This window comes from Flavobacterium aquiphilum, assembly GCF_027111335.1.
GTDB classification, from domain to species: Bacteria; Bacteroidota; Bacteroidia; order Flavobacteriales; family Flavobacteriaceae; genus Flavobacterium; species Flavobacterium aquiphilum.
The window spans coordinates 3,119,261-3,142,652 of the sequence record NZ_CP114288.1 but is presented as its reverse complement, the minus strand read 5'-3'; the positions used below and the strand labels follow the sequence as shown (position 1 = coordinate 3,142,652).

The window sequence follows — 23,392 nt, the reverse complement described above, 5'->3', positions numbered from 1 at the left end:
AAGAACATGAAAAAGAAAATAATTACAGGTCTATTAATTGGAATGGCATTATTATTTAATGCTTGTGTAAGTGATTCTGACCTAGATGTTAAGGAATATAATGTCCTTTCGGAAAATAATGTTGATCCAGAGCAATTGGTTATTGCCGCATATAGTGCATTGGATTATAGATACAATACAGGGGACTTTAGAGATTTATGGCCATTCGACCATGCACCTTCCAATTGGGCTACATCAGACATACGTTGTGGAGATGCTTATAAAGGAGGTGGTGGTACCGGCGATAATCCTGGAGGAGGGACACATCAATTGGAAGCTCATGATTTGTTTCCATCGAATGAAAATGGTTATAATTTATGGAGAGCAATTTATTTTGGAATTAAAAGGGTGGATACGGCAATTCGTGCTATAAACCAAAAAACAGCAACTGAATTTCCTAACAAGAATATTAGAATTGGTGAATTAAAAGTTTTACGCGCTCATTTTTATTTTGAGGCTATGAAAAATTTTGGTTCAATAGTTTGGTATGATGAAAACACTCCTGTTGATGAAGTTAACAAAATTCCAAACACCTTTGACTCTGCTTTTATTTGGTCAAAAATAGAAAGTGATTTAAAAGACGCAATAGCTTTATTGCCACAAAATCAGGAAGATTTAGGAAGAGCAAATAAAATGGTAGCTCATGCATTTTTGGCTAAGGCTCAATTGTACCAAAAGAAATGGGCTGAGGTTATTACAAACACAGATGTGGTAATTAATTCAGGTCAGTATGGACTTGTAGCTGATATTGAAAAATTGTACTCAGAGCCAGGATATGGAAACCATGAAAATATTTTTGCAATTCAATTTTCAATTAATGATGGTTCGAATTATGGTAACTTAAACTTTGGTGATTTGATCACTTCTCCTGACAGTCCTGGAGATGATGTTAATCATCCTTACTTGAACGGAGATGATTTTCATAAACCATCACAGAATTTGGTTAATGCATATAAAGTTGGTCCTAATGGTTTGCCACTGCTTACAACCTATAATAATGCTGACGTAACTCCGACAGACAATGTAGATCCAAGGCTTGATCATGCGATTGGCAGACCTGGTATTACATGGAAAGATTGGGCTGCAATGCCACAGCAACAAAATTGGAGTAGAGATCCTGCAACGTATGGTCTATTTGAAAAAAAGAAAAATACTATTTCACCTAATTCTTCGGGGATGGCTTCTAACCCAAACGGTTTTCCATGGGCATTGGGTAATTTAGACTTTCCAATAATTAAATATAGTGATTTGATATTATGGAAAGCAGAAGCATTGATAGAAACTGGACAAGTTGCTGCAGGAATAGCTATAATTAATACTATTAGAACTCGTGCAAAAAACTCTCCTTACGTTAAAGATTTTAATGATCATTCCAAAAATGCGGCTAATTATTTAATTGGATTGTATCCTACGAGCCTTTCGCAAGCTGAAGCACGTGAGGCGTTAAGAATGGAGAGACGATTGGAGTTATCAAATGAGGGGCATGGTTTTTATGACTTAGTAAGATGGGGTATTGCCGAGCAATTTACAGCAGCTTATATCCAAGTAGAAAAGACTAAAAGAACCTATTTACAATCAGCTTTTTTGGAACCAAAAGAAGAATATCTTCCAATACCACAAATCGAAATTGATGCCAGTTCAGGTATTTACAAGCAAAGATCAGGATACTAATTAACTAAACCAAACTAAACCATATGAAAACAATCAAACAAGTATTTTTAAAATATAAAGCAATTATTGCTTTACTGATGATCCTTTTAACCTTGGGATCTTGTGAGAAAAGTGATAATTTTGATGACAGGGTACCTGATTACACCAATGCAATTATTCAATCTTTTAAAGTAGGGGATAAATATGCCGAAATAAATCATACCCTAGGAACAATTACCGCAACATTACCAGCGGGTACAGATTTAACAAAAGTTAAACCTGAAATTAGAATACCAGATGGAGCAACAATATCGCCTTCTGCTGATCAAACGTTTGATTTTACTAAGGGGGCGATAGTGTTTGAAATTAAATCCAGTGATGGTGCAAATAGAAAGTATACGGTATCATTGGCTGTTTATGGCAATCCAAAAATGCTTTCATTTGGAATTGCGGACAAAAAAGGAGTTATTGATGATACAAAAGGTACTGTGGCAATCGAAATAGGGAGTCAAGACGGCAATGTAAATAATCTCGCTCCAACATTTGTTATTGCCGAAGGAACGACAGTAGATGTAGCTTCAGGAGTTGCACGAAATTTTACAAGCCCTGCTGTTTACACTATTTTATCAAATAATGGATATACAGCTAAGCAATACACGGTTACAGTTACACAAATTGCTGCTCCTAGAATTGATACATTTACTATCAATGGTGTTGGAGGAATCATTGATAACCAAAATAACACTATCAATGTTACTCTTCCTCCTGGAACTGCTATAAATGCTTTAACCCCCGTAATTACTGCACCTACAGGGCAAACTGTGAGTCCTGCATCTGGCGTATCTCAGGACTTCTCTAAAGGCACTGTTGAATATACAGTTACAAATACCGAAAAATTAACTAAAAAATATACTGTAAAAATTACTCTTATTGCTGCCACAAAAATTGCATTTTTAGGATTGCAGAATAGTGTAAACGAACTTGCTGATGATGATGCGAAAGCTGCTGCTATCTATTTGCAAAGTGTTTACGGGAATGATTTTAAATATGTGAAAATTTCGGACATTTCAGCTGATAATATGGGTGATGTGAAGGTAGCTATGATTTATTATTTAACTCCCGCAGAAAACCTGGGCTTCTTTGCTACACCTGGGAATGCATCAACTATGTTGCCGCCAGAATTACGCACTGGAGCGGCTCAAGCTGAGGTACTTAAATCATTTGTAAAAAGAGGAGGAGATATGTTTTTAGCAGGAGAGGCAAGTGCTTTAATATTTTCTTTAGGCAGGATTCCAACTAGTTATGCGTATACTGAGAATGGTTGTTCAGCTGCTGCAGGCTGCATTGATCATGGTCATGCATCAAATGATCATTGGGGGTTAGGTATGAGAGATTTAAATAATTCAGGAAACAGAAGAAATCATCCTATTTTTAATGGTTTAACATTTTTAGGTGGTGCTGGTGACGAATATTTACCCTTGCAAAATAGTGATACTAGAGAAGTTCGTCTTGTTTGGTGGCCTCATTTTGACGGTTTGTTAACCCCAAGTTGTTGTGGTCAGGATGCTGCAACTAAGTTTGAAAATACTTTTACTGCTACTAAATTCGGTACATTAAAATGGATCGGAGATGCTTTTGGATATGGAGCTATTGAATGGAAGAGAACTGATTTAACAAATGCGGTCGATTTTGACACCCGAATTAGCACTAATTATAAAGGGCATATTTTTACAATGGAGGATACCATAACCGGCTATGAGTGGGACTCAAATGGAGGGACAAATGATTATCAGTCAAATATTAAAAAATTGACTACGAATATCATTGATTATCTATATTCTATTCAAAATGACTAATCCAAGTAATTCATTTCTTATGAAAAAAGTCAATAAAATTTATGTTTTTTTCATTGCAGCATTTATAGTTTTTATGTGTAATGCCTGCGACGAACGAGAAAATTATGATAGTGATTTGCCGAGTTCATTGAATATAATTAATGCAATGAAAATTGGGGAAACATCTGCAACCATTGATAATTTATCAGGAGTAATTAATGTTGTACTTCCTGCTAATACAAGCTTGCAAGGATTAAAACTTGATATTGCTTCGCCAAAAGGTGTAACAACCAGTCCTGCCAATGGAACAATTGTTGATTTGTCAAACCCATTAGAACTTAAAACAAATTTCAATGGGAAGATCAGAAACTTTATTATAAATGCAAAAGTTTTACCAAATCAAATTGCATTTATTAATGAAGCATCCAGTATAGAAGGAATTGCGGATGACGATATAAAGGCCATAGCAAAATGGGCTCAAAGCACTTATAGTAATGATTTTATATATATCCCTTTTAATGAGTTAACTATTCAATCATTAGCTCATGTAAATGTTCTTTTATTTTACTACGATCAAGAAGGAAGTTCGGCATTGCCTCAAGCAATTTTAAATAAAAAGAATGTTATTACACAATTTGTTGTGGAAGGAGGGAAAATGCTTACTGGCGGTATGGCAAATACTATGATTGCTGAAATTGGTAGAGATAAGAGTGGACTTTTAACCATAAAAAGTAATGGTTCAGGAGGTGTAAACAATGATATTTGGTCAATTGATGGAGGTGTCAATTTTCAGAATGACCAAAGAAATAGCCCTGTTTTTAATTTCACCACTATTATTTCGACAGATTTAAACGGCTATTTTCCAGTTATCAATGGTGGCTTTAAAGAAGATCATAACACAATGTGGGATTTAGGCCCATTATTGGCTGCTGGTCACCAGTTAGGACAATTTGCAGAATTTCAAAGACTTTATGGAGGTAAAGTCTTGGCAACTTGGAGTGGAGTGACAGATGAAGCTGTGGCAGGAATTATCGAATTTGCTCCAACATCCGTTTATGCGGGGACTATTATTGGGATAGGTTTTGGCGGTATGGAATGGTCAATGAATGACAATAGAACTAATGTATACGATGCCAATATAAAAGGTATTTACCGTAATAGTATAGATTATCTTAAAACAAAATAATAAAATAAAAATTGCGATCCGAAAGATATATTAATATTCAAATGTATCTTTTGGATTGTCATATAATTGCTTACAATATGTTAAAAATAACCTGTTTTGGAGAAGTTTTATGGGATGTTTTTCCTACTCATAAAAAAATTGGAGGTGCACCATTGAATGTTGCCGTTAGATTGCAATCATTTGGTAATGATGTCGCCATGATTAGCGCTGTTGGGAATGATAAAAAAGGAGAAAATTTGATAGATTTTCTTAAAGATGGAGGTGTCAATGCAGAATTGATTCAAGTAAATACGGAATATAAAACCGGAAAAGTGAAAGTGATGCTAAATGAAAAAGGTTCGGCATCATATGACATCATGTTTCCAAGAGCTTGGGATAAAATCGAATTGCAAAATCATGCAATTGAGAGGGTCAAAGAATCGGATGCATTTGTTTTTGGCAGTTTAGTTGCTCGTGATGAACAGTCTAAAGAGACACTTTTTGCATTAATTGAGGCTTCTAAATATGCAGTTTTTGACGTGAATCTTAGGAAACCATATTATACTCCAGAGCTTTTAATAGCCCTATTAAAAAAAGCCGATTTTATTAAGTTTAATGATGATGAGCTTTTTGAAATCAGCCGTTATATGGGATCAGTGCATAATTCGTTAGAACAGAATTTACAATTTGTCGCTAATCAAATCCAAGCAAAGAGCATTTGTGTGACCAAAGGCAGGCACGGAGCTGTATTATTACATGAAACAAAACTATTTTATAATAGCGGTTATCAGATAAATGTAGTAGATACAGTCGGAGCAGGAGATTCTTTTTTGGCTTCACTTATTAGTAAATTATTAAACAATGTAAATCCTCAAGAAGCTATTGATTTTGCGTGTGCAGTAGGTGCATTAGTGGCTCAAAGTGAAGGTGCAAATCCAATTCTTAAAATTGAGGATATTGGACTTTTTATTAATCCCTTAACTAATAAGTAAAAACATTCAATAGTAGTTTCTGTTATTTTTATTTTGTTGGCAATTATTTATAAAAAGAAAGTTTAGAGATACTATTTCCAGGACGGCGATGCTTTCTTTATTTTTTTGCATAAAAATATCTGAATTGGCTATAAAAAAGCCAATTCAGATTTATTAATTAATTTTAATTCAATTAAAGATTATGAAAAAAACTACTTTACTATGGATGTTGTTTTTTTTAAATTACATTCATGGGCAACAACCTGTTCTTCATCTTAATTATGATGATGTATCTGGCTCTGTTTCTACAAAAAACATAATAAATGATAATGCTTTTCAAGTAAGTAATAATTTTAATAAACCAGAAAGAATACTAGGAGTTTATGGTAATGCGTTGAGAACAGATGGATTCTCTACTTGGGTATCGGGTAATTTTTCGGTAAATCTTCAAGGACAAATTACTGTAGAAACATGGATTTCTTTGGAGTCCTATCCGTCTGATGAAGAAGTGCCTTATAGCGGTTTGACTCCTTCAGCAATTATAGCACAAAGAAAAGATGGAAAAGGTTTTTCAATGAGTATGAACACCTTTGGGGAATGGTGGTTTGAAGCTAATTTGTCTGGTCAGATTTATAAAGTTAAAGCCCCAAGTTCTTTTCCATTATATCAGTGGGTTCATGTAGCAGCTGTTATTGATTCTGCCAAGGGAACTATGAGTCTAATATTAAATGGAAATCTTTTGGCTTCTACAACAATTCCTTCAGGTTCAAGTCTCGTTATGGCAGATGGACCTTTATTAATTGGTAAGAGTGAGATTAATAAAACAATGGGAATCTTTTTAATTAATTGTTTGAATGCTGCAATTGATGATACCAAGATTTATGACAGGGCTAAACCAATTTCTGAATTGTTGACTGATTATTCCAGTGGTATTGCCGTTGCCAAAACTACTGGAGAACAAGCTATAGCAGTACCGGAAAGCAGATTCGAAAATGATTTACAAAGACCAATATTTCATGGAATGCCTCCTGCAAATTGGACAAATGAACCTCATGGTTTGGTAAAATATAACAATACATATCATATGTTTTATCAAAGAACTCCAAATGGTCCATTTAAAACTGAAATGCATTGGGGACACATGTCAAGTACTGACCTGGTGCATTGGGAGAATAAAAAGGATGCTTTATGGCCATCATTAGATAATTCAAGCACAACGGGTTTTGATATGAAAGGAATATGGTCAGGTGATGTTATAGTAAAAAATAATGTTGCACACGCCTTATATACTAGTGTGAATCATAGTAATATGTATAATCCTGGTATTTCTTTAGCAACAAGTTCAGATTCTGATTTAGAAAATTGGACAAAGAAAGGACCGGTAATTAATAGACAATTTGTAAATGATTTTAGAGATCCTTATTTATGGCAGGATTCTAGCACAGGTAATTATAATATGATCATTGGTGCTGCATTAGGTACCGGTGGTGGTTTAGATTATTATAGCTCATCAGATTTGGTAACATGGAATCATAATGATCAGTTCTCTACAGTTAGTTTTTCGCAAATGGATATCGGTTCAGTTATTTGGGAAATGCCAGTTTTTGAATCTATTGGAAATGGGAAATATCTGTTAATAACAAATCCAATTGGAGGTAGTGTAAGTAAATATGGACCTGCTAAATATACCAGAGCTGTATATTGGATTGGAACTTGGGCAAATGGTAAATTTACTCCAGATTTTAATCAGCCGAAAAATTTAGACTTAATACATGGTCATTTATCTCCAACAGTAACCCGAAAAGCAAATGGCCAGCTTGTAGGAATTGGTATGGTTGATGAACGAAGATCGTCTCAGGCACAATTAAATGCAGGTTGGTGTCATACTTATAGTTTGCCGAGGATCTACTCTCTATTGCCTGATGCTAAAACATTAGGGCAATCCCCAGCACCCGAATTGCAAAGCTTAAGGTTAGTAGGGAGTAAGAGATCCTTTACGGATGTGTCAGTCAATGGAACACAGCAATTAGCTGCTGATGGTAACGCTGTTGAAATTATTGCAACAGTTAATCCATCTTCATCAGCCAAACAGTATGGGTTAAACTTTGCTGTTTCAGCTAGCGGTGGTGAAGTAACAAAATTGTATTATGACGTAAATCTGAAACAAATAGTATTGGATAAAACTAATTCATGCCTTTCAAATGATGATGAGGAAAAAACAATTTTGAGAGGTGATTATGATGAGGCCGCATTTGGGAAACCAACTAAGTTTCAAATTTTTATAGATCATTCTATTATCGACATTTTTATAAATGATGCTGCTGCATTTTCAAACCGAATATATCCCACTAAATTAGACAGCAAAAATATACAATTGACTTCTATTGGAGGAATTTCAATTTTTACAAATGTGGAAGTTTATAATTTGGATAAAGCTTTTGGTGTTATTCAAACGAAGCTTAATTTATCAACAGAAAGTGATATTGCAGAGCATTCTGAAGATGGGAAGGAGTTTTTTGTTTCAGTAAGTAATAATACATTTAAAACAGATTTAGACAAATCGTTGTGGCAAATTGAAAATTTACCTCAAGGAGTTCAAATTGGAAATATAATAAGAGTATCTGACAACCAAGTTAAAGTTGTTCTGCAGGGTAACAGTACTAAGGATTATGATAAAGATATTGCAATAACTCTTTCGATACCTGCTTCTCAATTTTTAGAAGATAAATTGCCACAAACGGTTACAGGTACAGGCTTAATTTTTAAAGCTGTGATTGAACCTGTTACTACAATTAGTATGCAAGCTACTTCTGAAATCAAAGAAGGTTTTGAATCGGGTAAAGAAATTCAGCTAAATATAACAAACAATACGTGGAAAAATGTACTAAATACTGGATCTTGGGTTATAACAAATTTACCTTCAGGTTTACAATATAATATTAGCCGCATTGATTCTACTCAAGTTAAAATTACTTTATCAGGAATCTCAAATGATTATGATCAGGATATTTCAAATTTTACAATAACTGTCCCAAAGTCTGAGTTTGTGAAAGATGATGTTGAGTTGACAGATTCATCTATTACCATAAATCAGGGCATTATTTTTAAAGCAATTAAAGGAGAATTAAAGTATGATTTTGAAAGTGGTGATCTAAAAAACTGGTCTATAACGAGTGGAAATGCATTTTCAAATGGTGATGTTACAAATCAGACAACTTGGTTTGGAGGTAATTTTATGCAACAGGGGAATTATCATTTATGGGGATTTCTTGATGGAGAAGATGTTCAGGTTGGTGAAATGAGGACAGGTACTTTTAAGTTGGAGGGGGATGGAAAGATTAATTTTTTGATTGCTGGAGGAAATGATATCAATAATCTCTATTTAGCACTTGTTGATGCATCTAGTGGTAATGAACTTTTAAAGGCCACGGGAAATAACTCTGAGACATATAGAAGTGAAACTTTTGATGCTAGTCAGTTTATTGGGTTGAATTGCTATTTAAAAGCAGTTGATAAAAGCACTGGTGGATGGGGGCATCTGAATTTAGATGCTATTAGTGTTCCAGTACCTGATAATGAAGTAATGCCAGAATTACCAACTTTAAAAGTTACGGGGATAGTAATAAATCCTATTGCTGTTTCGATGAAAGTTGGAGAGATTAAAGAACTTATCGCAACAGTATCTCCAGAGAATGCATTGGATAAAACAGTTACTTGGTCGTCCTCAAATGGAGCTGTAGCAACAATAGATCAAAACGGAAAGATAACAGCAAAATCGATTGGAAATATAATAGTAAAAGCAATAACTACAGATGGAGGCTTTTGGGCTCAAAGTGAATTGACTGTTTCGGAGGCTCCAAATTATTTGCAATATGATTTCGAAAGTGGTGATTTGACGGGTTGGACAGTTACTGGTGATGCTTTCTCGAATGCTGATGTTACTCAGGATGCTTTTTTTTGGGGTAGTGTTCCATTCAATCAGCAAAAGCTATATCATTTATGGGGTTTTAAAAGTGGGGGAGATTCACAAACTGGTAGCATTAGGACAGCAGATTTCAAATTAGGAGGTGATGGAAAAATATCTTTTCTGATTGGCGGTGGACAAAATTTAAATAATTTATATATTTCATTGGTTCGCGCTTCGGATAATGTGGTTTTACTAAAAGAAACAGGCAAGAATAATGAGGCATATACATCTTCTTTTTTTGATGCTTCTCAATACATAAATGAAACCTGCTATATCAAAGTCGTTGATAATTCCACAGAAGGTTTTGGACATTTAAATGTAGATGATATCAGAATCCCCGTTCAAACTACTTCTGTTGTAAATATAAGTGGAGTTACTGTCGATAAAAGCGATGCAGAACTATTGATTGGGAGTAGTATACAAATTACTGCTGTAGTGAGTCCTTCGTCTGCAACGAATAAAACTCTTTCATGGAGTTCCAGTAACTCAGGAGTTGCTTCAGTTGACCAAAATGGGCTCGTGCAGGCAATAGCTGTTGGTAATGCTATAATTACTGTTGCCTCTATTGATGGCAATTTTAAAGCTATGACGACAATTACTGTTAAGGGAAATACGCAACAAAATGATTTTTTGACTTATGATTTTGAGTCTGGTGATCTGACGGGTTGGACAGTTACTGGTAATGCTTTCTCTAATGCTGATGTCACTAATGTGACAAGCTGGAGTTGGGGAGGTCCATTTAATCAGCATGGAACCTATCATCTTTGGTCATTTAAAGAGGGGGAAGACAACCAAATAGGAAGTATTCGAACTCAAAATTTCTATTTAGGTGGCGATGGCAAAATTACATTTCTCTTGGGGGGTGGATTTGATATAAACACACTGTATTTGGCTTTAGTCCGGGCGTCTGATGGCAGTATTCTAATGAAAGCGACAGGAGAGAATAATAATAGTGAAGAGTATCTTCCGAAATTTTTTGATGCTAGAGATTTTATAGGTGTGCAATGCTATATAACGGTCGTTGACAATGCAACAGATGGATGGGGGCATTTAAACGTTGACAATTTAAAAATTCCTGTGCAAAACAATGTAACAGCTAAGAATTCAAGTTTAAAACAAAAAAGTGCAGACAATGTAGTCAATGAAATACAGGTTTTTCCGAATCCTTCTGAAGATATATTTTATTTAAATTCTGATAAGACGGCTGTTTTTTCCGTAAGTAATGTACTCGGAAATGTATTATTCAACACTAAAGGGAATAGTATTGATTTGACAGGTTATCCTTCAGGAGTTTATATTTTGAATGTAAAAATGTCTACTGAAGAAAAATCAATTAAGATTGTGAAAAAGTAATAGTTCAGCTTGAGTAAATCAATTTTTAATTTATAACAATCAAATTAAGTTAGATTCTACTTTAGCAGAGAGTTTTTCTAAATTATATTCCTGTTTCTGGCTCGGTATGCGTTAGATTATAGATAGTATCGGGCTGGAAGCAAGGGATTGAAGTGTGAAAATTAGGCGAAAAATTAATAAAAATAAAACAAAATTAAAATGAAATCTACGAAACATTTATCGCTAGTTTTTTACGGTACCCTAATGCTTTTTGCAGGATTTACACCTTATTCTGCAATGGGGCAAGCAACTGGTGTGTTAAAAAAAGAGGCAACAGAGGAACAATTATACCGCCCTAATTTTCATTACACTCCTAAAAAAGGTTGGATGAATGATCCAAACGGAATGTTTTACAGCAATGGAAAATATCATTTGTTTTATCAGTATTATCCAAATGATAATGTATGGGGACCTATGCATTGGGGACATGCTGTAAGCAAAGATATGATTAAATGGGAAGAGTTACCAATGGCCCTTTATCCAGATAATCAAAAATATATTTTTTCTGGCAGTGCAGTTGTTGATACGAAAAACACCTCTGGTTTAGGAAATGGAAAAGAGGCACCTATTATCGCAATATATACTATGCATGATGCGGACAAAGAAAAGCAAAATGTAATAGATGTAGAACAACAGGATATTGCTTATTCGCTTGATGAAGGAATTACATGGAAAAAATTTGAAGGAAATCCTGTAATCAAAAATTCAGGGATTCGTGATTTCCGTGATCCAAAAATGTCTTGGGATGAAACTCATCAGCAATGGATCATGATTTTGGCTGCGCAGGATAGAGCTCAGTTTTATAAATCAACAAACCTTAAGAATTGGGAATACCTATCCGATTTTGGAAAAAATATTGGTGCACATGGTGGCGTCTGGGAATGTCCTGATTTCTTTCAGATAAAAGTACAAGGAACTAATGAATCGAAATGGGTTCTAATTCAAAACTTGAATCCAGGCGGAGCAAACGGTGGATCCGGTGTGCAATATTTTGTTGGAGATTTTGATGGTAAAACATTTACGCTTGATCCGCAATTTGCTAAAAGAGTTACAGAAGAAAATGCAGTTTGGTTAGATTATGGAAAAGATAATTATGCGGGTGTCACATGGAATAATATTCCAAATGCTGATGGCCGACGATTATTTATTGGATGGATGTCAAATTGGGCTTATGCAGAGAAAGTGCCAACAACACCATGGAGAAGCGCTACCACAATCCCTCGTGAACTTCAGTTAATTAAAAAAGCAAATGATTACAGCTTAATTAGTAATCCTGTAAAAGAAATTAATAAATACATTTCTAAAACAATGACAAAGAAAAGTGCAAAAGGAAAAGGAAGTTTGACTTTGGTTGAGGGTGGAAAAGTAGATTTAACACAAGCAATTATTGAGTTTAATTTAAAAAATCTAAGACAAGATAACTATATTTTTATGCTATCAAATAAAGCTGGTGAATCTTTAAGTTTTGGAATTAATAATTCATCAGATAGTTATTTATTTGTAGATCGTTCTAAGTCGGGAAGAATTGATTTTTCTGATAAATTTGCGTCAGTAATAAGTAAAGCAAATTTGAAAGGAATTCAAAAAGAAGCTGTTTTTAAAATAATATTAGATAAAACTTCGATCGAAATATTTTATAATAATGGTGAAAAAGTAATGACTGAAATCTTTTTCCCAACACAGCCTTTCACCAAAATTTCAGTCTCATCCAATCAAGGTATTGAAATTTATAATTTAGTAATTAATGATTTATCTATAAAGTAAGTTTAAATGTTTTTACAATATTGAGGTTTGACCTTTAACCTTTGAATAATTTTTTCGCTACAAATCCACAGACTTTGAATCTTTTTTAATCTGAGGATTTGTAGCTTTTGTCTTGTATTTTTGATGAAAATTTTAATATTTGGGTTAATTAAAATAACGTGAGTTCGATACAAATCATTAAAAAAGCATTAAGTGTTTAGTATCAACAAAGTGGTTTTTTAAAGAAGGCTTTATTGGCAAGTTATAGGCAATTAAAGCTGAAAATATCTTGTTAAAGTAATTGGTTTGTGATCGATTTCTGGAATGCTCGACTCGAAAAATATTTTTTAATTGATCAAAAACTGTTTCAGTTATAGCTCTTTTTCTCAAATCAAATGCGTCTGTCTTGTCCTTTTGAAGCTACTCAAAGCCTACTCAAAGGCATGGATAGTGTATGAAATCAAGATAGGGTGGGGGAGACTGCATGATATTAAATAATAAAAATAAAACGGTTCTATGATCAATCTTTATGCAGATTTTTTAAGGTCGATCCACTAGAGCCAAATATGCAATAGCTATCAACTTTTGTTAGCAATAAATATAATAATTTAAAACATCACTTAATTTAGCGGTATGCATTTCCCCTGCAAATATGTTTTTGGTTAGCTCCTTGTAATAATTACATTGAATGTGATAACCCATTTCTGTTAAAAACGGTACAAAAGAATCTATTTTTATTCTAAATTTGTTTGCAGGATGCATTAAAATACTCCCAAGCAAATAGCTTCTGTCGTCAATTTCCTGTAGGCATTGCTCTAAATCCATAAGCTTTACATTTATAACAAATGTAGGAAATCAAAACCATTATTTATTTTCTAATCTCAATAATTATTCGGTTTCTCTTATTAATTTTATAAATACCCAAAAAAATTAGAATGTTTTGTTCACTATTTGTGTAAGCAACATTTTTTAATAGTACAATATATTATTTTTTCAACTTTAAATTGTATTCCAGCTCGAAATTGTAAGTTCAAATTGGTCAACCGCTCGTATTGCAAATTAAGAATTGTTGAGTATCTCCTGTTGACTAATTTGATTTTTTTATAATACTTTACTAATTAAGTAAAATGAAGAAATATTGAAAAGTCGTTGTTTCTTACATTTAATTTCTTAACTTTGAGTGAATTCCTTATTTTTTATCGTATTGTAGTGTTGTTTTGTAATAAATATATTTCCTTTTTTATTTTCATAGTTTAAAGTTTTAATAGGTGCATTAGATCATATAATGTAGTATAGTTTTAATTAAATACTTGAAATTTTGGCAAAAATTAACCACAATAATTATCTGGATGTTGTTGATAGTGTTTGGACTTCAGCTAAGGAAAAAGGCATCATGCATATCAATTCCGAAGAACAACATTTCGATGGAACGAAATTTACAATCAATGGAAATGAACTCATTAATTTTGGAACCTGCGGTTATATGGGGTTAGAAACTCATCCAGATTTAATAGCCAATTCAATTCAGTTGACAAAAAAATTTGGTACCCAATTATCCATGTCCAGGGCATATGTGCGTCCCACCTACATTCAGGAGTTGGAGGAGTTAATGTCTCAGATATTTGATGGCAATAAAGTGATTTGCTATACTTCAACTTCAAATGCACATATTTCAGTTATAAGTACAATTATAAAACCAGATGACTTAATTATTCTGGATCAACAGGTTCATTTCAGTGTTCAATTTCCATGCAAAAACATGAAGTTGCAAGGCACAGATGTAAAAATGGTTCGGCATTCTGATTATTTAATGTTAGAGGAGATGATCCAGGAAAACTACAATCAGTACCATCGGATTTGGTACATGGCTGATGGAGTTTATTCTATGCACGGTGATTTACCGAATACAAGCGTTTTAAAAAGAATGCTCAATAAATACCCTAAACTGAATTTATACTTCGATGATGCACATGGAATGGCTTGGGAAGGTAAAAATGGAGCTGGGCATATTTACAATCAGTTAGGAGTAAACAATCGCATTGTTTTGATATCTACGCTAGCCAAAGGTTTTGGATGTGTTGGCGGTACAGCAATATTTGCTGATCCTGAAATGTATAGAAAAGTAGATATTTTTGGGGGACCTCTAAGCTATTCTCACCCTCTCTCGCCTGCAAATGTTGGTGCGGCAATTGCTTCTGCTAAAATTCATTTGTCAAGTGATATTTATAAGTATCAGGCAGAATTAAGAGAATTAATGGATTATATGAATAAGAGATTGGCAGAAAAAAATCTGACCAATATTTCCTCTCCCGATTCACCAATTTATTTTATCGGTGGAGGTTTAAATAAAGTAACCAGAAATTTTGTTCATCGTATTTTACAAGAAGGCATTTATGTAAATACTGCTATTTTTCCTGTTGTCCCTAATGATAAATCAGGCTTGCGGTTTACCTTAACACGACATAATACAAAACAAGATATTGACTTGTTTACTGATGTTATGGAATATCATTTGCCAAAAGCTATTGAAGAAGAAGGGGATAGCGTTGAACGAGTTTATGAAGAGTTTGGTTATTCTGTTGAAAGAATACAGGGAACTATACTAAGCAATAACACAGCAACAGACTCTAATTTAATTAGTGAAGAATATACTGCAATACAAGACATCAATCCGGGAATTTGGAACAAGATGTTTAAAGATAGAGGAAATATAAGTCATTCGGGAATGCAATGTATGGAAGAGATTTTTTCTAATAATGAAAAATTGGAAGAGAACTGGAGTTTTCACTATCTTATAGTTAAAGACAAAAATGAAAACATTGTATTGGCTACATTCTTTACTGGAGCTTTGTACAAAGATGATATGCTGTCACAAGAAAATGTGTCTAAAAATATAGAAGAAGTTCGTAAAACAAATCCTTTTTATTTGTGTTCAAAAACATTGGCAATGGGATCTTTGTTTGCAGAAGGGGACTTTATCTACTTAGATTCGGAGCATGCTGAATGGAGAAACGCAATTAATTCCTTATTTAAATTTGTTGCAAAAACTAAAAAAGAAATTGAAGCTTCAACCGTCATTTTTAGAGATTTCAATAAAGACAATATTTTGAATTCAATTTTAGAGGATGAAGGTTATGCTAAAATAAAAATGCCAAACACTAACATTATAAAAAACCCCAAATGGGAAACGACTACAGATTTGATGGCATTGATAAAATCAAGTAAAAAAAGAAATAATATTAAGCAATATGCTATTAGGCATCTTGATAAGTTTGATGTTAGAACTAAAAATAAAATAACAGACGAGGAAGCATCTCAATATTTTGATTTGTTTTCGAATGTTAAAAATGTGAACTATTCATATAATTTTTTTTCATATCCGAAAAAATTACCTCATGTTCTTTGCAAGTATCCAGAATGGGAATTCATTGAAATTCGTTTGAAAGAGAACGATCTACTCATTGCAGTTGTTTTTGGATATATTGGCTATGATCACTACTCACCATTGATTGTTGGTTTGGACTATAATTATATTGACACCCATCATGTTTACAAGCAAGCCATGTTTCAAATGGTAAAAAGAGGAAATGATCTTAATAAAAAAATTACCTATTTAGGGTTAACTGCTGATTTTGAAAAACAAAAATATCTGGCAGAGACAATTCCATTATATGCTTTCTTGAAAGTCGATGAAACTTATAATTTAGAATTAATTGAATCGTATTCTAATATACGTACTAAATAGCAATAAGATACGTTAAAAACAATAAATATTGATTATGAACAAATTAGAAAATGAATTTATTAAATTTTGGTTTGAAAACGATATTTTATATTCTCAATTTAAAAGACCTACAGAAGGAACACTTGAAAATATCAAAGAAATAATCAATCTAAGACATCAAATATCAGGAGGTAAAAAGCAATACTGGTGTTATGATTTTAATGGAATTAGATCCTATGATATACATGCACGTGATTATGCCGAAAAAAAAGGGCAAGAGTATTTATATGGTTGTGCAATTCTATTAAATTCTCATGTAACAAAATTCATTCTGAACACATTCATGATATTGAAAAATCCTATTGTTCCTTTAAAAGGGTTTACCAATAAAAAGGATGCAGTTAATTGGCTAAATGGATTGAGTAAAGAATAGGCCAGGATAAAGGAGACGAAAAATCAAAATTTGTCATGAAGTAATAAAAAATACATGAATTAAATTTTGATCAATAATTAGGAATCTTTATCGTTGATTAAAATTATCGAGTATGTTGATTGTCGAGAAGAAAAAATGATAATGCATTAAGGATCGATATTTAGAATAAGGAATAGTAATATTTGTATCATGATTTTAGAAATGTAATATTACTTTGAAGATTGACTTATTATTGTTAAAATTAGAATTGTTATAGGTTTGAATTACTAATGTGAATTTTTATCTGACAAAATTCATTGTTGTTTTTCATGGTGTAAAAAGCCAATAGTTTCTTTAAAAAGGAATGTCATAAATATTGATGTAATTGAGTTTGATTATCAGAAAAACTAAGTATAAAACTATTAGATGACTAAACTGAAAGAAATATTAGCTCTGGTTCGTTCAATCAATGCAGATGAATTTCATGTACAAATCACGAATGGTGGTCGTTTGGATGATGTTTACAAGGAATTACTATTTTTATCAGAAAAAATGGAGTCCAAAAAGAATAGGACTGATCTTATCATTGATCATATTTCAAATTGTTATGCAGGTGATTTTTTCCATAAACTCCCAATTTCTGATGCACAAGACGAATTAGATGTTTTTTGTATGGGGTTTAATACCTATATCGAAGAACTAAAAGCTGTAATGGTTTCCAAAAATTTGTTGGAAGTAATCAATAAAAAATTAGTTGAAGAAAAAGAACGTTCTAATCAATTGGTAAGGGTAAAAGATGAATTCATGTCAAATATGAGTCATGAAATTCGCACACCGCTTAACGGAATTTTGGGATTTACCGATCTATTGTTGAAAAATACTTCTTTAGATAGCGAAGCTAAAAAGCAATTGGATTCGATCAAAATCTCCGGAGATATCCTCCTGGTTATTATAAACGATATTTTAGACTTATTAAAAATAGAATCCGGACAAATTACACTCCGTCAAGAACCGTTTAATTTGCGTGGACTAGCGCAGTTTATCTACGATACTTTTTCAATTCAAATGAGGGAAAAAGAAATCGATTTTAATGTCTCAATTGATAAAAATGTTCCTGCGGTCTTTATTGGTGATTCGATTCGGATCTCTCAGATATTATTCAATTTGGTCAGTAATGCTTTTAAATTTAATCATTTAAAAGGAAAGGTGGAACTAAAAATTCGACTTGATAGAGAAGAAAATGGTTATCATTTTGTAGAGATCTCAGTAAAAGATACAGGGATTGGAATACCATCCGACAAAATTAATTCTATTTTCAATCCTTTTATTCAAGTTAGTAATGATACCAGTAGAAAATACGGAGGGACAGGATTGGGGTTAGCCGTGATAAAGAAAATTATTACTATTATGAATGGCGAAATACATGTCAAGAGTAAACTCGGTACAGGTTCCAAATTCACTACGATTATTCCTCTTCTGAAATCTACTTCTGATCCATTTGTTTTTCAACCAGTTATTAGTAATAATCAAGAAACAATTTTGGCTAATGATGATAAAGTCAAAGTGCTTGTAGCTGAAGACAATCATATCAATCAACTTTTGATGCGAACAGTTTTGAAAAAATTTAATTTTGACTGTACAATTGTTGCCAATGGAAAATTAGCAATAGAAGCACTTAAGAATGAAAGGTTTGATATTATCCTAATGGATTTAATGATGCCGGAAATGAATGGGTTTGAAGCCACATCTGTTATCCGTAATTTAGAAGATGTTGAAAAAAAAAATATTCCTATTATAGCATTAACAGCTGTAGTAACTGGTTCTGATATTGACGCCTGTATTTCCTTAGGAATAGACAAATATCTGTCCAAGCCATTTGAATCTAGTGAATTATATAAAATGATAATAGAATTGGTTCAAAGCAACAAAACATAGTGTTCAACTCGGAGAATCCTTTATTCCCAATAAATACAAAGGAGTAATGGGAGTTGCATTACGTTCAGAAACAAAATGCAGATACTGTACTTTGTTTCACACAAGACCGCAAAACTCTTTAGTGCAACAGATACGGAAATACAGAAAGCGTTAAAATAACAAGCATTTTTATTTTGAATTTTCGAAGAAAAGTCAGACCGTATTTTAAAAAGATTTCTTTGAGAAATAGACAAAAAAATCCTTTCAATACTCTGAAAGGATTAATAGTTAAAGTAAAAATGAAATTATTTTTTAGATTCTTCAATTGAAACTTTTCTAAACTCTTTTAAAAGTTTTTCTATTTCCAAAGTTGATTTACGGGCTCTTGCTCCGGCAGCTTTTACACCTTTTTCAACAAGTGAATCAGATTCTGTCTTAAATGTTTCGAATTCTGTGTTGATTTTTGCAACTAAATCTGTCATAAGAATATTGTATTAAATTAGCCCGAAAAAATAGAAGTTTACTGATAGGATAGGGATAATTTGTTGTTAAAATTGATATAAATTAAATTCTCTGCCTTATCAAAGTCATTCTTTTTTTTGTAAACAGTTAATACATTTAGGGTTGCTCTTTTATTAGTTCTTCTATAAAGTAGGAGGTAGGCATTCCTGTTCTGGAATAAAATGCATTTGCAAAGCGTTGTGTCCTGCTAAAGCCAGCTTCTTCCGCTAGAGCTTTGTTTGAATATTTCCTGATTTTTTTATCCGTTTTCAATAGTGAAATGATATAATCAATCTTCAGGTCATTAATGTATTCCACAAATTTCTTCCCACGGTAATGGTAAATTATTTTAGAAAGATAATTTACATTCGAATCAAATGTGGCACTGAGTTTTGATGCGGTCAGATCTTTTTCGAGAAATTTTTTGCTGTTTTCAAACTTTTCCAGTTGTTTCAAGAGAGTAACAACAGTGTCTTGATTGATATCTTCTATTCCCTTGCTTGCGTTTTTGGGTTCGGTTTTAGTGTTTATCGCACTTTTCTCCATGAGTTCTTCAAACTTTTGTCTGTACATCTTCTTGTTCTTGAAGTATCTGTAAGCCAAAAATGATAGGGATAAAAATAAAATGGTGATGACAGATGCAAAAATCAAGTCATTATGTTTTCTTTTTTCAAATAACTTTTCAATATTTTCTTTCTGAAGTAATATTTCACCCGTGTCAAATTTTTTATGGATTTTACCGGTAAGATATTGATATTTGGTATCCAAAAGACTGTCTGCTTTTATGTATTTATTAATGTAAAAAAGCTGACTTTTTAGATCATTTTTCTGTTTATAATAGTGCACTAATAATTGATAATTCTCAAGGAGATCAGGACGAATGTATTCTTTGTCACTAAAAATTTTATCAACTTTCTTGAAATAGGGTAGTGCAATTTCAGGTTTCTTAAGGTTCCAATAGCTCTTTCCTATATAGAAGTAGCCAACGGCTTCATTTCCGAAGTCTTTGTTTCTACGTATGGAAGGAAGAGAATAGGTGATTTTCTTAATGGCAGAAGCATAATTGTTTTTGAAATACTGGTTAATACCTTCCGAGTGGATGAAATAAGCTTCCATTTCATTATTGCCCAATCTTTTTCCTTCTAAAATCCCCTTTTCGTTAGTTTCTGTACACAATCCATAATTTCCAACTTGGTTGTAACACAAGCCAAGCGAGTGAAGAGAATTTAAATAGCCTTGCACATTTTTTTCTTTAAAAAATTGTATACATTCCCTAAACAAGGAAATCGCCTCATCGTAAAGTCTTAAATAGTATTTTATATTGGCAATGTTGTATTTTACCTTATAGATTAAATACTTGTCATGGGTTTTGGAAATATAACTATTGGCTATAAGGTAATTGTCTAAAGCGTAATTATGTTTTTTCAGGGTATAATATACAATTCCCTTTGAAAGATAGGCTGAACCGATTAAGGCATTGTCCTTCGATTGTTTAGCTATATAGATCATGCTGTCAGCATATACCAGTTTTAAATTTTCTGGTGAATGATGAACATGATTTTTATAACCATTTACAATCTCTTTCCAGTTTTTCTCTGATTTGGCTTTAGATAAAAAAGATTTAAGATATAGTGATTGTTTAGAAACAAAATTTTCCGATTCCTCTATCCGGTCAAAGAGATATTCATAATCCTTGCCTCGAAGAGTATCTGGAATTCTAAAGGTACTTTCCTGTGCAAAAACAGAATGTCCTACACATAGGACAGTTACTAAGAGATACTTTTTAATCATAGGTTAAGTTAAAAATGGGGCATTGTTTTTTATAAAACCGTGGTTTTTGGGGCAGTATTAGTCGTATAAAAATAGTCTACAATTTATTTTAAAAAAAATCCGTCAAATATAATGTAAATAATTAAAAATCAGTGAGTTTTTGACAAATGGATATGTGTGGATTTTCCGAAAATCAATAGTGTTATTTTCAAAAATCGAAATATAATGTGTTGCAAAGCCAAAATTGTACTTCTAGATTTGTCTCGAATTCAAAAGCAAAAAGTTTGGCATCGTGCTAAATTAAAGTTCTGCTTACCCGGGTGAAATGAATTGGCTACAAAAATAGCCGATCACATTTAACACATTTTAATCATGAAAAAAATTTCAAAATCGTCAGTAATTTTAACATTACTGATTGTCTCTTGCACTACTGATACCATTGACAGTTCTGATAGTGCAGATACTAAAGTTGACTACAAAAAATCAACAAAGACAGCACGTTTACTTCAAAGCTTGAGCCCTGAGAACCCAGCAAATATTTATGATTTAGCAGGTAAACTACACAATGAGATACTTGATGTTTATTTAACGGGTAATTATACGTATACTACGATTGCAGAAATCAACCAACAAATTGAAGCTATATCAGCATCGAATGGCGATTTAACGCTTTTAAATTCACAACCCAGTCAACCTGTTAATCTTGTGGAAATGCAAGACATTGTTGATAATCCCCAAGCCAAATTGGAAGAAGTTATTTCAAATTCCACAATGACAAATGAAGCAAAAACTAGCCTTTCCAATTTCATGAATGATGTGCTTTTATGGGAGAACGTGCCATACGAAGAGATTTATCAATCGATAATTTCCTACGAGTCATCTGTAATGGATAATGTTGTATTTACAGATGAGGACAAAAGAATTATTCTCACCACATCGTCCATAACAAGGTATTCCCTTTATTATGATGAAGAACGTAAAGACAAAGATTGGGGTTCCTCGGTAGGTAATCGTGTAGGAGGTGTTAGCGGAGCCATCGAGAATTCATCGGAAGCCGTTAAATGTTCTCTCATAATAGGAATTATGATAAATAGTCTTGGGGCTAATTGATTATGTTTCGAATTTTATTTATTGAAAAGGAAATAGTGTGCGTATTTAGTGTGTTATTAATCCTTTTCAATATAGTTGGTCTTTATTTCATCATAGATCTATTATCCTATGATGAAATAATTGGCTACCTCACAAATGGCAAGATAAAAAGTACTACTAGTCGAAGTCTTACATTTCTATTTTTTGTGAACACTATTTCAAACTTGTTTTTTGTTTCTGTTTCATTGATGGCAAGACTATTAGACAAGTAACCTTCAATTCGATTGAACAAAACAGCAACGTTTGTTTAACTCATTGCAAATTATAATTCTGGAAAGAGTATTGTCTTGGTAAGCAAAAAAACAAAATATCAACATTTGGGTTTACAAGTTTGCATTTTTGAAAGCATTACATCAAAAAATGCTTTCAGGGAATTAATTGGTGCAGATCATTTTTCTATACTGATTGTAAATTCGGGCTTTTTGTGCATACAAGTGAATAACCAAAAAATCAATTTGTCAGTAAATGAAATGATTGTGATATCAAGTCGGTTAGTATGTGAAGTTGTGGTTATAAGTGATCAACTAAAAATTAGCCAATTATCATTTACTTCAGAATTTGCTTTTAAAAATAGGATCAGATGGCCTCATATTGGATATTTTGATTTTTTCATTACACGGTTTTCCACCAAAATAGTGTTGAAAAACAAAGAAGCTATAGTATTAATTGATTTGTTTAAATTATTGAATGGCAAAGTGAAAATGTCAAGTGAGCATGTTTTTAAAAATGAAATACTGCTTTTTAGTTTTAATCTTTTACTCTATGAATTGGCTGGTTTATATAAAAGGTCATCCCGGGAAATCACTGTAAAACATTCCAGTAAAGAAAAATTGGTCATGGAATTTTTTAAAATTTTAGAAATTAATTGCAGAAAACAGCATAGTGTAAAATTCTATTCTGATACTTTACATGTAACTCCAGGTCATCTTACCAAAACCGTTAAGGAAGTTGCAGAGAAAACTGCAAAGCAATTTATAGAAGAGTCTATTGTGTTAGAAGCTAAGGTTTTGCTTCAAGACAACCATTTAACTATTTTGGATATTACAGAGGAATTGCAGTTTAGTAATTCTTCTTTTTTTAGTAATTTTTTTAAAAGGCATACATCCCTGTCTCCTTCTGAATATCGTTTAAGATTAAATTTTCATTGAATGTCGTAAAAT

At 32.7% G+C, this 23,392-nt stretch carries 14 protein-coding genes and 1 pseudogene; 11 read left to right on the top strand and 4 right to left on the bottom strand.

What is annotated here, in order from left to right; translation table 11 throughout:
• Positions 1–6 precede the first annotated feature (6 nt).
• From OZP12_RS12975 to OZP12_RS12950, 6 genes are all read left to right on the top strand, one after another.
• Positions 7–1,710, top strand: a complete 1,704-nt coding sequence (locus tag OZP12_RS12975; RefSeq protein WP_281225438.1) for a RagB/SusD family nutrient uptake outer membrane protein — start codon at positions 7–9, stop codon at positions 1,708–1,710.
• Between the two features lie 23 nt (positions 1,711–1,733).
• Positions 1,734–3,545 carry an SGBP N-terminal domain-containing protein gene (locus OZP12_RS12970; protein ID WP_281225437.1) on the top strand — a complete coding sequence of 604 codons (1,812 nt, stop codon included), beginning with the start codon at positions 1,734–1,736 and terminating at the stop codon, positions 3,543–3,545.
• Positions 3,546–3,564: 19 nt separating this feature from the next.
• Positions 3,565–4,710: a DUF4960 domain-containing protein gene (locus OZP12_RS12965; protein ID WP_281225436.1), complete on the top strand. Its 1,146-nt coding sequence runs from the start codon at positions 3,565–3,567 to the stop codon at positions 4,708–4,710.
• A gap of 77 nt (positions 4,711–4,787) precedes the next feature.
• Positions 4,788–5,681 carry a carbohydrate kinase family protein gene (locus tag OZP12_RS12960; RefSeq protein WP_281225435.1) on the top strand — a complete coding sequence of 298 codons (894 nt, stop codon included), beginning with the start codon at positions 4,788–4,790 and terminating at the stop codon, positions 5,679–5,681.
• A gap of 181 nt (positions 5,682–5,862) precedes the next feature.
• On the top strand, positions 5,863–10,980 hold the full coding sequence (locus tag OZP12_RS12955) for an Ig-like domain-containing protein (protein WP_281225434.1): 5,118 nt from the start codon (positions 5,863–5,865) through the stop codon (positions 10,978–10,980).
• 198 nt (positions 10,981–11,178) lie between these two features.
• Positions 11,179–12,783: a glycoside hydrolase family 32 protein gene (locus OZP12_RS12950; protein WP_281225433.1), complete on the top strand. Its 1,605-nt coding sequence runs from the start codon at positions 11,179–11,181 to the stop codon at positions 12,781–12,783.
• 177 nt (positions 12,784–12,960) lie between these two features.
• On the opposite strand, the pseudogene OZP12_RS20635 reads toward OZP12_RS12950, so the two are convergent.
• Both OZP12_RS20635 and OZP12_RS12945 read right to left on the bottom strand, forming a co-directional pair.
• Positions 12,961–13,164, bottom strand: a pseudogene (locus OZP12_RS20635) (transposase); the annotation flags it as partial.
• Positions 13,165–13,350: 186 nt separating this feature from the next.
• Positions 13,351–13,587, bottom strand: a complete 237-nt coding sequence (locus OZP12_RS12945; RefSeq protein WP_281225432.1) for a hypothetical protein — start codon at positions 13,585–13,587, stop codon at positions 13,351–13,353.
• 493 nt (positions 13,588–14,080) lie between these two features.
• On the opposite strand from OZP12_RS12945, the gene OZP12_RS12940 reads away from it, so the two are divergent.
• From OZP12_RS12940 to OZP12_RS12930, 3 genes are all read left to right on the top strand, one after another.
• Positions 14,081–16,507 (top strand): aminotransferase class I/II-fold pyridoxal phosphate-dependent enzyme, encoded by a 2,427-nt coding sequence (locus OZP12_RS12940; RefSeq protein ID WP_281225431.1) that lies wholly within the window; start codon positions 14,081–14,083, stop codon positions 16,505–16,507.
• A 34-nt stretch (positions 16,508–16,541) separates the two neighbouring features.
• A complete protein-coding gene (locus tag OZP12_RS12935) occupies positions 16,542–16,919 on the top strand; it encodes a DUF7793 family protein (RefSeq protein WP_281225430.1) in 378 nt (125 codons plus the stop codon).
• Positions 16,920–17,324: 405 nt separating this feature from the next.
• The gene (locus OZP12_RS12930; RefSeq protein ID WP_281225429.1) at positions 17,325–18,833 is read left to right on the top strand and encodes an ATP-binding protein; all 1,509 of its coding nucleotides are present in this window, start codon (positions 17,325–17,327) and stop codon (positions 18,831–18,833) included.
• A gap of 284 nt (positions 18,834–19,117) precedes the next feature.
• Here OZP12_RS12930 and OZP12_RS12925 read toward each other — a convergent pair whose 3' ends face one another.
• Together OZP12_RS12925 and OZP12_RS12920 are read right to left on the bottom strand one after the other, a co-directional pair.
• Positions 19,118–19,294 (bottom strand): histone H1, encoded by a 177-nt coding sequence (locus OZP12_RS12925; RefSeq protein ID WP_281225428.1) that lies wholly within the window; start codon positions 19,292–19,294, stop codon positions 19,118–19,120.
• Between the two features lie 136 nt (positions 19,295–19,430).
• A complete protein-coding gene (locus OZP12_RS12920) occupies positions 19,431–21,104 on the bottom strand; it encodes an AraC family transcriptional regulator (protein ID WP_281225427.1) in 1,674 nt (557 codons plus the stop codon).
• Between the two features lie 492 nt (positions 21,105–21,596).
• On the opposite strand from OZP12_RS12920, the gene OZP12_RS12915 reads away from it, so the two are divergent.
• Positions 21,597–22,193 carry a hypothetical protein gene (locus OZP12_RS12915; protein WP_281225426.1) on the top strand — a complete coding sequence of 199 codons (597 nt, stop codon included), beginning with the start codon at positions 21,597–21,599 and terminating at the stop codon, positions 22,191–22,193.
• Positions 22,194–22,549: 356 nt separating this feature from the next.
• Positions 22,550–23,380: a helix-turn-helix domain-containing protein gene (locus OZP12_RS12910; RefSeq protein ID WP_281225425.1), complete on the top strand. Its 831-nt coding sequence runs from the start codon at positions 22,550–22,552 to the stop codon at positions 23,378–23,380.
• Positions 23,381–23,392 lie beyond the last annotated feature (12 nt).